The sequence below is a fragment of the Pseudomonas sp. S04 genome (assembly GCF_009834545.1).
GTDB lineage: Bacteria > Pseudomonadota > Gammaproteobacteria > Pseudomonadales > Pseudomonadaceae > Aquipseudomonas.
The window spans coordinates 4,354,276-4,367,369 of record NZ_CP019427.1; the positions used below are offsets into that span (position 1 = coordinate 4,354,276).

5 protein-coding genes and 3 rRNA genes are annotated in these 13,094 nt (G+C 59.0%); all 8 read right to left on the minus strand.

Annotated elements, in window-relative coordinates; translation table 11 throughout:
• Nucleotides 1-18 precede the first annotated feature (18 nt).
• The 8 genes from qhpG to PspS04_RS19185 all read right to left on the minus strand — a co-directional run bounded on the left by qhpG (nt 19) and on the right by PspS04_RS19185 (nt 12,992).
• Nucleotides 19-1,314, minus strand: coding sequence for a flavin-dependent monooxygenase QhpG (gene qhpG, locus PspS04_RS19150; protein WP_159997202.1), 1,296 nt, complete (start codon nt 1,312-1,314; stop codon nt 19-21).
• A complete protein-coding gene (gene qhpE, locus PspS04_RS19155) occupies nt 1,311-1,988 on the minus strand; it encodes a subtilisin-like serine protease QhpE (protein ID WP_159997204.1) in 678 nt (225 codons plus the stop codon). The genes qhpG and qhpE overlap by 4 nt, the downstream gene beginning before the upstream one ends.
• Entirely contained in the window at nt 1,978-3,696 is a 1,719-nt protein-coding gene (locus PspS04_RS19160) for an ABC transporter ATP-binding protein (RefSeq protein ID WP_095165627.1), read from the minus strand. The genes qhpE and PspS04_RS19160 overlap by 11 nt, the downstream gene beginning before the upstream one ends.
• Complete coding sequence (locus tag PspS04_RS19165; RefSeq protein ID WP_095165628.1) at nt 3,696-5,600, minus strand: sigma-54-dependent Fis family transcriptional regulator; 1,905 nt, start codon at nt 5,598-5,600, stop codon at nt 3,696-3,698. Before PspS04_RS19165 ends, PspS04_RS19160 begins: the two co-directional genes overlap by 1 nt.
• 233 nt (nt 5,601-5,833) lie before the next feature.
• On the minus strand, nt 5,834-7,726 hold the full coding sequence (gene mrdA, locus PspS04_RS19170) for a penicillin-binding protein 2 (protein ID WP_159997206.1): 1,893 nt from the start codon (nt 7,724-7,726) through the stop codon (nt 5,834-5,836).
• Nucleotides 7,727-7,949: 223 nt separating this feature from the next.
• Nucleotides 7,950-8,065, minus strand: a 5S ribosomal RNA gene (gene rrf, locus PspS04_RS19175).
• A 170-nt stretch (nt 8,066-8,235) separates the two neighbouring features.
• A 23S ribosomal RNA gene (locus tag PspS04_RS19180) occupies nt 8,236-11,127 on the minus strand.
• Nucleotides 11,128-11,455: 328 nt separating this feature from the next.
• Nucleotides 11,456-12,992 (minus strand): 16S ribosomal RNA (locus tag PspS04_RS19185).
• Together the 16S, 23S and 5S rRNA genes form the textbook arrangement of a ribosomal RNA operon.
• Between the last annotated feature and the right edge of the window lie 102 nt (nt 12,993-13,094).

Sequence of the window (13,094 nt, forward strand, 5' to 3'; positions counted from 1 at the left end):
GCCCAGTCAGCACCCATTTCAGGGCTGGTAGCCTTGCGTCAACAACCAGCGCCTGATCAATGTTCCCTGTTCTGCCGTCAGCCCTGCCAGCGCCTCTGCGGCGGGCTGACTACGCAACCGCCGCAGCAACGGCGCCAGCTCCACTCCGTGCACATGCCAGATCCCCAATGGCTGGTCTGCGGTGATCACCACCTCGGCCTCATCGACAAAGCCGTCCTTGAGCACCGGTGCCCGCTCAATCCGCAGCGCGGCAAAGTCTGCTTCGGCGTGTGCCACTTGGCTGTCTGGCCACTGCCGGCGAGCCTGCCAGAACGGCTGTTGCGGCCAGCGCTGTTCATCGACATAAAAGTCCCGGCCGATCCGTGCAAACCGCAGGAACAATTGTTCCACCCGCATCCGGTGAAATCCCTGGGCCAGCGCCGCCCGCTCGGGTTTGCGCAGCAGGGTATTGATCACCACCGGGGCCTGCAGGGCCGATGACAGGGACTGGAAAATACCGTTGCCCGACAGCGGGTCCACGGCCATCGCCGCATCACCGACCCGGATCCAGTTGTCGCCACACACCTGCGAGGACAATATGGCGGTGCTGCTGCGGGCATGCAGCTGCACGTCGAGTTGCGCTGCATCGGCAAAAAAATCCCGGGTCAGTGCCGAAGCCTCGCGCCGCTGGCGACAGTAGTCGAGCAACAGTGCCTTGGCCGGCAATGTGGCGCTGGCCACGTCCACCGTCCATTGCCAATAACACTGACCGTCAGCCCGCCGGGCCATCCATGCCCAGCCCTGCTCCAGGCTTTCCACCGCACTGGCGGTACTGCCCGGCGTGCCCTGCCAGCGATTGAGCAGGCTGACAGTTTCCGGTCCGCGCAGGCCTTTGCCGAGCGCCGGGGACTGGCGCCCCCGAGCCTCGATGAGGAAATCCGCCAGTAGCGGCTCACGCCCTTGGACCTCGATCCTATGTCCCGATGCGCTCGACTGAACGTTCAGCACCCGGCCTTCGATGACCTCGACGCCCGCTCGGCGCAGGTCCTCACGCAAGCCGCGGTCAAAGCTCGGGCGGTCCAGCAGGTACTCGATATTCTGCGCATGCTGCTGACCGTTCCACGACACCTGTCGCTGGGACGCCAGTGCGCCCTGCGCCAGCGCCTGTTCCAGCCCGGCGCCACGCAAGGCTTCCAGCACCCGCAGGGAAACCCCTTCGAGTGCCGCAAAGCGCCGCCATTCGCTGACCAGCGTCACTGGATAACCCAGCCGGCGCAGGCCCAGCGCAGTAGCCGCACCGGCCGGCCCGGCACCGAGGATCAGCAGCGCGTTCATGGGCCACTCCGCCGTTCTGGGCCACGATAGTGGGCGTTGTCCTGTAGCCACTGGATGACCTGCTCATTGCTGGCCTGGGGCTGGGCCAGCAGGAACGCGGCAATGTGCCCGCTTAGCGCCGCACAACCGAGGCTGGCACCCGACTGTCCTGGGTGGGTGCCCTGCACGCACGCGGCGAAATCCGCCTGGGCACTGTTGAGCCACGACCATTGCGACTCGGCACAACGGGCATCGCCAGTGACCCGCAGCACCTGTGGATAATTGGCTGGAAACACCCCCTCGCCTTGCGCCGGGCTGGAGGCGCAAAGCAACACGCCGCGGGCCAGCGCCGCGGCGCAGGCTTGGCGCAACAGGCTGCGATCCTGACGCAGGCCGAGGCTCAGATTGATCAGGCGAACGTCCTGCGCCACCAGCCAATCGATCGCGGTGGCGATCTGCAAGGCGCTGGTGACCCCGCGCTGGTCAAACACCTGGGCCACACAAAACCGCGCTGCGGGCGCGCGCCGGCCGATGGCCTCGAGCACCGCGCTGCCATGGCCCAGCGGATCGTCACACAGCGCGCCTTCGGCCAGCCCATCGTCCAGCAGGGAGAAACGTCTTCGCGCAACCACCAGCGGCTGCTGCGCCGCCGAGTGGCCGCTGTCGACCAAACCGACCAGCAGTTCAGGCTTCATGCAGCACCGTTTTTGCAATGAGTAGGCCGTCGAGCAATTCAAAGCGTAAATCGGCATCGGCCAGGGTCGAGGGACGGTGGCTGATCAGGATCCGCGTGCGCCCGGCAAACAGTCGGTCGATGGCTTCGATAACCTCGCGCTCGGTGGTTTCATCCACCGCCGAGGTGGCTTCGTCCAGCACCAGGATCAAGGGGTCCTGCAACAAGGCGCGGGCAATCGCGATCCGCTGTTTCTGCCCACCCGAGAGCTGCTGGCCGCGCTCGCCCAATGGGCTGTCGAGGCCTTCGGGCAACGACTCGATCAGGCTCTGGAGTTGCGCCAGCCGAGCCACTTCGGCAATCGCCTGGCGGCTGGCGTCCGGCACCGCGTAGGCCAGGTTGTCGGCCAGGCTGCCGCGAAACAGCACGATGTCCTGGCTGACCACGGCAATCCGCCGGCGCAATTGGAACAGGTCCAGCTCCCGCAGATCGACCTCCCCCAGCAGTACCCGACCGGACTGCGGATCGTGATGACGTTGCAGCAGGTCGATCAGGGTCGACTTGCCGACGCCGGAGCCACCGCTCAAGGCAACCTTCAAGCCGTAGGGAATGCGTGCCTGGATACCGCGCAAGGTGCTCGGGCGGCCGGGGTGGCTGAAGTGCACGTTGTCGAAACGCAGTTCACCGCAGGTCGGCATCGGTTGTGGTGTGAGCGGGCTCAGCACGCTCGGCGTTTCGCCCCGCAGCTCCATCACCCGGCCGAGGCTGACGGTCATGCGCTGGATCGCCACGTACAAGCCCAACAAGCTCTGGACTGGCCCGACGGCCATGCCCAGGTAGGTGGAAAAGGCGATCAATGCCCCCAACTGCCAAGTGCCCTGCACCACCCAGTAGCCACCGATCAGGAAGGCGCAGGCGCGTGACAAGGAGGTCAGGGTGCCCGGCACCGCCTGGGTGAAGAACTCGGTGATTTGCAGGCGCAGCAACTGGCTCATGTAACCATGGCCCAGGGATTCCAGGCGTCGCGCTTCGCGCTGTTGCTGGCCGGCGGACTGGATGAATTTCATCACCGGCAGGGTCTCGACCATGAACGAGGACATGTCCGCCGAGCGCTCGCGCAACTGCCGCACATCCCGTTCGACCTTGCGCCGCATCCAGCGCAACCAGAGCACGTCGAGGGGAATCAGGATCAACGCGAGCAACGACAGTTTCCACGACAGGGTCAGCAGCATGGCCACCGCGCAGACCAGGCCGATCACGCTGGATACCGCCGAGAACAGCGAGTCCACGGCAAAGCGCTGGATCTCGGCCACGTCGCCATCCAGGCGCGACATCAGGTCGCCGATCCGCCGTTGCCCGTAGAATCCCGGCGACAGGGTTTGCAGGTGCCGGTACAGGTCGTCACGCAGGGAAAATAGAATCCGCCCCGAGAGTCGGGTGTGCAGGTAACGGTTGATCCCCGACAGTGCCGTGCCAAGCAATCCCGCGCCAATCATCAGCGCGGCGATCAGCACCAGCATGGAAAAGTCCCGGGCCAGCAAGCCGTCATCGATCAGCAGCTTGGTGAGCCAGGGCTGCACCAGGACCAGCAGCGAGGCGCACATCGACAACCCCAACAACCCGCCGATCGCCAACCGGTGCGGCCGCACGAAGCTGTAGAGCCAGGCCAGCGCGGCGTCCAGTGCCTGGGGGTTGGGGCTGTCGACCAGCCTGACAATCCAGCGCCGCATCAGCTGCGCAACTGTTTAAGCTTGCGGTACAGGGTCGCGCGACTGATGCCCAAGGCGTCGGCGGCGGCCGAGACATTACCCTGGTGGCTGTCCAGGGACTGACGAATCAGTTCCAGTTCGTTCTCGCGGATGCTGCCCGCCTGCGGGCGTTCGCTGGCGTTCAATTCGTCGAGCATGCTGTCGGGCAGGTGATCCAGGGTCAGTACGCTGTCCCCCGGCTCGCGCATGGCCAACGCGGTGCGCAGGACCATTTCCAGTTGGCGGATGTTGCCAGGCCAATGGTAGCCACCGAGCAAGCGGTTCAAGTCGTCATGCAGAACGACCGCCGGAGCCTCCAGCTTGACCAGCAGGCGGGCGAGCAAAGCGCTGAAGTCCTCGCGCTCACGCAAGGCCGGGAGCATCACGCTGATGCCGTTGACCCGGTAAAACAGGTCCTCGCGAAAATGTTTGTCTTCCACCAGGCGCTTGAGGTCGCGGTGGGTGGCGCAGATCAGCGCGACGTCGATGTCCTGTTCTTCACCGGCACCCAACGGCGCCACCTTGCGATCCTGCAGCACGCGCAACAGACGTGCCTGCAAGGCCAGGGGCATGTCGCCGATTTCATCGAGAAACAGGGTGCCGCCATGGGCCTGCTGCAGGCGCCCGACCATGCCGCCACGCCGCGAACCAGTGAATGCGCCTTCGCGGTAGCCGAACAGTTCCGACTCGATCAGGCCTTCGGGGATCGCCGCGCAATTCACCGCGACGAAAGGTTTGTCACAACGGGCGCCGGCCAGGTGCAGGGCGCGGGCGATGACTTCCTTGCCGGTGCCGGTCTCTCCCAGCAGCAACACTGGCAATTGATTGGCCAGGCCCTGGCGGGCCATGCGCAAAGCGCGGGCATAACGCGGATTGTTGCCGGCCAGGGCTTCGAGCTCCACTGGCGCCTTGAGCGGTTTTGCGCTGCTGCGCGCGGGCGTGCTGAGGTTGATCGAACGCTGGGGGGCGCGCAGGGTTTTGTAGAAGAACTCGCCCTTGGCCGTTTGCAGGCTGCCGACACCGCCCTGCTGCAGACGCGCCAGCAGTTGCAAGCCGTCGACCCCAAGAAACTCTTCGCAGCGTCGTCCGACCAGCGCCGAACGCTCGGCGTGCAGCAACTGGCAGGCCTGGCCGCTGACTGCGAGGATCTGCCCGCCCAGGCTCACGGCCAGCAAGCCTTGCCAGGGGGATTCGAGGTATTGCCGGCGACTGTGGAAAGCCAGGACGATTTCGTCCGGATAACTGGCGTTGAACACCCGGCTTTCGATCTGGCTGACAGCCATGGCCAGCAGCGCGCTGCTGTCGTGGGCGCGGCCCAGCGGACCTTCGCGGGTCAGGTCGAGTACGCCGAGGATGTCGCCGTGGGGACAACGAATGGGCACGGAGGTGCAGGAGAAATCGCTCAGGCGATCGAGGTAGTGTTCGCCGCAATCGATCAGCGTCGGTCGCGCTTCCACCAGGGCGGTACCCAGCGCGTTGGTGCCACGAACGGCTTCGCTCCAGCAGGCACCGAGGGTGATGTCCTGCAGACCGCTGCCCTTGAGGCGATCGGCGCGGCCTTCGACCGCAAGGATGGTGGCATCGGAGTTGGCGAGGATAATCAGCCCTTCCTTGCCCTGGCGTTCGGCCAGGTAATCGATGGCTGGCAGGGCCGCGTCGATCAGCAGCCGATTGCTGGCCAACAGCAGGTCCAGGCTCGCGCTCGATTCCAGCGCCAGTTCATGCTTGCCATTGAAGTGCACACCGTGGCTGAGGCTGCGTCGCCATGAAGCATCGATTTCGGCGCGTAACACGCCATCGGGGACTTCGCCTTCAAGGTGCAGTTTCTCCCGGGCGAGCCGGGCTTCGTGTGGCAGCTTTGCGGTTGTTGTTTTTATAAGGCTCATCAAGCGCTCCGGATCGGTCCGCCCAGTACCTCGCCGGGCCATGTGCATACTCGCGACGAAGCACGCAAGTCATGGGCAAATGTCTACACCCGGTTCAGATGGCAGTAAAGGGAAGTTTGCCCGATGACTCGGACAACACTTTCCTCAAGCAAAACCTGCGCCATGGACAATCGGCGTCGCCTTCTATGTTTACGTTAACGTCAAGCAACTGGCAAGTGCCACGCAGGCCAACTTCATACCTGAGGGTCGCCATGAGCCTTGCTCGGGCTGGCGTATTGCGGTTTCAGGTGGCCGTCGTTGTCCAGCAGCCAGGCGTCCATGATCTGCCGCACCACGGGACCTGCGACACGACCGCCGGCCTCGCCGTTTTCGATCATCACCGAGATTACGATCTTGGGGTGTTCGGCCGGGGCAAAACCGACGAACAAGGCGTTGTCGCGGTTGCGCTCCAGGGTCTTCGCCCGGTTGTAACGTTCGCCCTGCTTGATCGCTACCACCTGGGCGGTGCCGCTCTTGCCGGCGATGCGGTACTGGGCACCCGCCGCTGCCGCCCGGGCAATGCCGCGTGCATCGTGCATGACCATCTGCATGCCGTGGTTGACCTGCTCCCAGTCGCGCGGGTCTTTCAACAGGATGTTGGGCATTGGATGTTCGTCCACTGGCGCGATGCCATCGACGCTCCTGGCCAGGTGCGGACGGTTCCACACGCCCTTGTTGGCGATCAGCGCCGTGGCCTGGGCGAGCTGCAGGGGGGTGACCTGCATGTAGCCCTGGCCGATGCCGAGGATCACCGTCTCCCCCGGGAACCAGGCCTGGCGGCGCGTAGCACGTTTCCAGGCGGGCGATGGCATCAGACCGGCTGACTCTTCGAACATGTCCAGCGAGACTTTTTCGCCGAGGCCGAACATGGCCATGTAGTCGTGCAGGCGGTCGATGCCCAGCTTATGCGCCAGGTCGTAGAAGTAGGTGTCGTTGGAACGCATGATCGCCGCGTCCATGTCGACCCAGCCGTCACCACTGTGGTTCCAGTTGCGGTATTTGTGGTCGAAGTCGGGCAATTGGTAGTAGCCCGGATCGAAGACCCGAGTCTGTGGCGTCACCACCCCGGCATCCAGGCCAGCAATCGCCACCTCTGGCTTGATGGTCGAGCCCGGCGCATACAGGCCGCGCAGCACGCGGTTGAATAACGGGCGGTCGATGGAGTCGTGCAGCGCGGCGTATTGCTTGAAACTAATGCCGGTGACAAACAGGTTGGGGTCGAAACTCGGCTTGCTGACCATGGCCAGCACCTCGCCGGTGGCCGGGTCGAGAGCGACCACCGAACCGCGCCGGTCACCCAGTGCGGCTTCCGCAGCCTCTTGCAGTTTGACGTCGAGGCTGAGGACGATGTTCTTCCCGGGAATCGGGTCGGTGTGCTTGAGCACCCGCAGCACGCGCCCCTGGGCGTTGGTCTCGACCTCTTCGTAACCAACGTGACCGTGCAGCTCGGACTCGTAGAACTTCTCGATGCCGGTCTTGCCGACCGACTGGGTGCCGCGGTACTCCACTGAGTCCAGGGTCTTGGATTCTTTCTCGTTGATCCGCCCGACATAACCGATGGAGTGGGCAAAGTGCGCGCCCAGCGGATAGTTGCGCACAAACTGCGGTTCGACATCGATGCCGGGCAAGCGGAACTGATTGACGGCGAGGATGGCGATTTGCTCTTCGCTCAACTCGTAGAACAGGGTGACGGGGACAAAAGGATGGCGCATCTGTTTCAGCGCCTTGTCGAACAATGCACGGTCTTCGCCAGGCAGGTGCAGCAAACTGATGAGGGTATCCAGTTCGCCTTTCACATCGCTGGCGCGCTCACGGGTGAGGGTGAGGTTGTAGCTGGGCCGGTTATCGGCCAGCAGCACCCCATTGCGGTCGTAGATCAGGCCACGCGTTGGGGTGATGGGCAGCACGTGCACCCGATTGTTTTCGGAGATGGTCGAGTGGTAGTCAAATTCGACGACCTGCAGGATGTACAAGCGCACCACCAGGGCGCAAGTGATGGCCGCCACGAGCAGCGCGCAGGCCATTAGCCGTTTGTTGACCAGGCGGGTTTCTTTCTCGTGGTCCTTGATGGGGATGGGTTCAGGCATTTCTACGGCAACTCTTTGACTGGATTAACCGCCGGTCCCTGGGCGTGTCATCAGTCCCTTGAAAAACGAGCTGCACCTTAACAAAACCCTGGGTCCACTTCAGGGTTAATCCACCCAATGGCGGCCCTGGAACATGAAAGATATGTCAGGTTGGCGCCGGACTTTCTCGCGGACAAAAACAAAACCCCTACCTGCATACGCAGATAGGGGTTTCGGAATTTAATCTTGACGATGACCTACTCTCACATGGGGAAACCCCACACTACCATCGGCGATGCATCGTTTCACTGCTGAGTTCGGGATGGGATCAGGTGGTTCCAATGCTCTATGGTCGTCAAGAAATTCGGGTACTGAGTCGTGGCCAGAGGGCCTCGCTTCAGCAAATTGAGTATGTGATAGCTTTCGGTGTTGTGCGTTGCTTCGAGCAGATTCGAACTTTCGGTTCGTTTCGTCTTCACACACCGCAATCTGATGCTTCTTTCGAAGTAGTCAAATTGCTTGGGTGTTATATGGTCAAGCCTCACGGGCAATTAGTATTGGTTAGCTCAACGCCTCACAGCGCTTACACACCCAACCTATCAACGTCGTAGTCTTCGACGGCCCTTCAGGGGACTCAAGGTCCCAGTGAGATCTCATCTTGAGGCTAGTTTCCCGCTTAGATGCTTTCAGCGGTTATCTATTCCGAACATAGCTACCCGGCAATGCCACTGGCGTGACAACCGGAACACCAGAGGTTCGTCCACTCCGGTCCTCTCGTACTAGGAGCAGCCCCTCTCAAATCTCAAACGTCCACGGCAGATAGGGACCGAACTGTCTCACGACGTTCTAAACCCAGCTCGCGTACCACTTTAAATGGCGAACAGCCATACCCTTGGGACCGGCTTCAGCCCCAGGATGTGATGAGCCGACATCGAGGTGCCAAACACCGCCGTCGATATGAACTCTTGGGCGGTATCAGCCTGTTATCCCCGGAGTACCTTTTATCCGTTGAGCGATGGCCCTTCCATACAGAACCACCGGATCACTAAGACCTACTTTCGTACCTGCTCGACGTGTCTGTCTCGCAGTCAAGCGCGCTTTTGCCTTTATACTCTACGACCGATTTCCGACCGGTCTGAGCGCACCTTCGTACTCCTCCGTTACTCTTTAGGAGGAGACCGCCCCAGTCAAACTACCCACCATACACTGTCCTCGATCCGGATAACGGACCTGAGTTAGAACCTCAAAGTTGCCAGGGTGGTATTTCAAGGTTGGCTCCACGCAGACTGGCGTCCACGCTTCAAAGCCTCCCACCTATCCTACACAAGCAAATTCAAAGTCCAGTGCAAAGCTATAGTAAAGGTTCACGGGGTCTTTCCGTCTAGCCGCGGATACACTGCATCTTCACAGCGATTTCAATTTCACTGAGTCTCGGGTGGAGACAGCGCCGCCATCGTTACGCCATTCGTGCAGGTCGGAACTTACCCGACAAGGAATTTCGCTACCTTAGGACCGTTATAGTTACGGCCGCCGTTTACCGGGGCTTCGATCAAGAGCTTCGCGTTAGCTAACCCCATCAATTAACCTTCCGGCACCGGGCAGGCGTCACACCCTATACGTCCACTTTCGTGTTTGCAGAGTGCTGTGTTTTTAATAAACAGTCGCAGCGGCCTGGTATCTTCGACCGGCGTGGGCTTACGGAGCAAGTCCTTCACCCTCACCGGCGCACCTTCTCCCGAAGTTACGGTGCCATTTTGCCTAGTTCCTTCACCCGAGTTCTCTCAAGCGCCTTGGTATTCTCTACCCAACCACCTGTGTCGGTTTGGGGTACGGTTCCTGGTTACCTGAAGCTTAGAAGCTTTTCTTGGAAGCATGGCATCAACCACTTCGTGTTCTAAAAGAACACTCGTCATCAGCTCTCGGCCTTAGAATCCCGGATTTACCTAAGATTCCAGCCTACCACCTTAAACTTGGACAACCAACGCCAAGCTGGCCTAGCCTTCTCCGTCCCTCCATCGCAATAACCAGAAGTACAGGAATATTAACCTGTTTTCCATCGACTACGCTTTTCAGCCTCGCCTTAGGGACCGACTAACCCTGCGTCGATTAACGTTGCGCAGGAAACCTTGGTCTTTCGGCGTGGGTGTTTTTCACACCCATTGTCGTTACTCATGTCAGCATTCGCACTTCTGATACCTCCAGCAAGCTTCTCAACTCACCTTCACAGGCTTACAGAACGCTCCTCTACCGCATCACCTAAGTGATACCCGTAGCTTCGGTGTATGGTTTGAGCCCCGTTACATCTTCCGCGCAGGCCGACTCGACTAGTGAGCTATTACGCTTTCTTTAAAGGGTGGCTGCTTCTAAGCCAACCTCCTAGCTGTCTAAGCCTTCCCACATCGTTTCCCACTTAACCATAACTTTGGGACCTTAGCTGACGGTCTGGGTTGTTTCCCTTTTCACGACGGACGTTAGCACCCGCCGTGTGTCTCCCATGCTCGGCACTTGTAGGTATTCGGAGTTTGCATCGGTTTGGTAAGTCGGGATGACCCCCTAGCCGAAACAGTGCTCTACCCCCTACAGTGATACATGAGGCGCTACCTAAATAGCTTTCGAGGAGAACCAGCTATCTCCGAGCTTGATTAGCCTTTCACTCCGATCCACAGGTCATCCGCTAACTTTTCAACGGTAGTCGGTTCGGTCCTCCAGTTAGTGTTACCCAACCTTCAACCTGCCCATGGATAGATCGCCCGGTTTCGGGTCTATTCCCAGCGACTAGACGCCCTATTAAGACTCGCTTTCGCTACGCCTCCCCTATTCGGTTAAGCTCGCCACTGAAAATAAGTCGCTGACCCATTATACAAAAGGTACGCAGTCACCCAACAAAGTGGGCTCCCACTGCTTGTACGCATACGGTTTCAGGATCTATTTCACTCCCCTCTCCGGGGTTCTTTTCGCCTTTCCCTCACGGTACTAGTTCACTATCGGTCAGTCAGTAGTATTTAGCCTTGGAGGATGGTCCCCCCATATTCAGACAAAGTTTCTCGTGCTCCGTCCTACTCGATTTCATGACTAAGAGATTTTCGCGTACAGGGCTATCACCCACTATGGCCGCACTTTCCAGAGCGTTCCGCTAATCTCAAAGCCACTTAAGGGCTAGTCCCCGTTCGCTCGCCACTACTAAGGGAATCTCGGTTGATTTCTTTTCCTCAGGGTACTTAGATGTTTCAGTTCCCCTGGTTCGCCTCTTAAGCCTATGTATTCAGCTTAAGATAACCATCTTATGATGGCTGGGTTCCCCCATTCAGACATCTCCGGATCAAAGTCTGTTTGCCGACTCCCCGAAGCTTTTCGCAGGCTACCACGTCTTTCATCGCCTCTGACTGCCAAGGCATCCACCGTATGCGCTTCTTCACTTGACCATATAACCCCAAGCAATCTGGTTATACTATGAAGACGACATTCGCCGAAAATTCGCACTTGCTCATAGAGCAACTCACAAATTTTACCTTAGCCTGATCCGTTACCAGTGAAAGTAACGTTCAGTCTATCTTTCTATCACATACCCAAATTTTTAAAGAACGATCTAATCTTAAAGATCAGAAATCAACATTCACCATCGCCTTGATGGAATGCTCATTTCTAAGCTTTACGACAAACAACAACCCTATGCCTCAGGGCTGTTTCTCGTCTTCTTCAATGAATCAAGCAATTCGTGTGGGAGCTTATGCAGCAGCTGATGTCGTCGATTAAGGAGGTGATCCAGCCGCAGGTTCCCCTACGGCTACCTTGTTACGACTTCACCCCAGTCATGAATCACACCGTGGTAACCGTCCTCCCGAAGGTTAGACTAGCTACTTCTGGTGCAACCCACTCCCATGGTGTGACGGGCGGTGTGTACAAGGCCCGGGAACGTATTCACCGCGACATTCTGATTCGCGATTACTAGCGATTCCGACTTCACGCAGTCGAGTTGCAGACTGCGATCCGGACTACGATCGGTTTTGTGGGATTAGCTCCACCTCGCGGCTTGGCAACCCTCTGTACCGACCATTGTAGCACGTGTGTAGCCCAGGCCGTAAGGGCCATGATGACTTGACGTCATCCCCACCTTCCTCCGGTTTGTCACCGGCAGTCTCCTTAGAGTGCCCACCATTACGTGCTGGTAACTAAGGACAAGGGTTGCGCTCGTTACGGGACTTAACCCAACATCTCACGACACGAGCTGACGACAGCCATGCAGCACCTGTCTCAATGTTCCCGAAGGCACCAATCTATCTCTAGAAAGTTCATTGGATGTCAAGGCCTGGTAAGGTTCTTCGCGTTGCTTCGAATTAAACCACATGCTCCACCGCTTGTGCGGGCCCCCGTCAATTCATTTGAGTTTTAACCTTGCGGCCGTACTCCCCAGGCGGTCAACTTAATGCGTTAGCTGCGCCACTAAGAGCTCAAGGCTCCCAACGGCTAGTTGACATCGTTTACGGCGTGGACTACCAGGGTATCTAATCCTGTTTGCTCCCCACGCTTTCGCACCTCAGTGTCAGTATCAGTCCAGGTGGTCGCCTTCGCCACTGGTGTTCCTTCCTATATCTACGCATTTCACCGCTACACAGGAAATTCCACCACCCTCTACCATACTCTAGCTTGTCAGTTTTGAATGCAGTTCCCAGGTTGAGCCCGGGGATTTCACATCCAACTTAACAAACCACCTACGCGCGCTTTACGCCCAGTAATTCCGATTAACGCTTGCACCCTCTGTATTACCGCGGCTGCTGGCACAGAGTTAGCCGGTGCTTATTCTGTCGGTAACGTCAAGACAGCAACGTATTAGGTTACTGCCCTTCCTCCCAACTTAAAGTGCTTTACAATCCGAAGACCTTCTTCACACACGCGGCATGGCTGGATCAGGCTTTCGCCCATTGTCCAATATTCCCCACTGCTGCCTCCCGTAGGAGTCTGGACCGTGTCTCAGTTCCAGTGTGACTGATCATCCTCTCAGACCAGTTACGGATCGTCGCCTTGGTGAGCCATTACCCCACCAACTAGCTAATCCGACCTAGGCTCATCTGATAGCGCAAGGCCCGAAGGTCCCCTGCTTTCTCCCGTAGGACGTATGCGGTATTAGCGTCCGTTTCCGAGCGTTATCCCCCACTACCAGGCAGATTCCTAGGCATTACTCACCCGTCCGCCGCTCTCAAGAGAAGCAAGCTTCTCTCTACCGCTCGACTTGCATGTGTTAGGCCTGCCGCCAGCGTTCAATCTGAGCCATGATCAAACTCTTCAGTTCAAACATCTTTGGGTTTTTAAGAAACCCTAAACTTGGCTCAGCAATCGTTGGTTACATCTTTGATTTCTCGCGGAGTAACTTGTGATGCTGATAATCTTTTTG

Bases quoted from the DNA above. Each gene is read 5' to 3' on its own strand.
- qhpG (WP_159997202.1), bottom strand. From the start codon at position 1,314: ATGAACGCGCTGCTGATCCTCGGTGCCGGGCCGGCCGGTGCGGCTACT.
- mrdA (WP_159997206.1), bottom strand. From the start codon at position 7,726: ATGCCTGAACCCATCCCCATCAAGGACCACGAGAAAGAAACCCGCCTG.
- PspS04_RS19160 (WP_095165627.1), bottom strand. From the start codon at position 3,696: ATGCGGCGCTGGATTGTCAGGCTGGTCGACAGCCCCAACCCCCAGGCA.
- PspS04_RS19165 (WP_095165628.1), bottom strand. From the start codon at position 5,600: ATGAGCCTTATAAAAACAACAACCGCAAAGCTGCCACACGAAGCCCGG.
- qhpE (WP_159997204.1), bottom strand. From the start codon at position 1,988: ATGAAGCCTGAACTGCTGGTCGGTTTGGTCGACAGCGGCCACTCGGCG.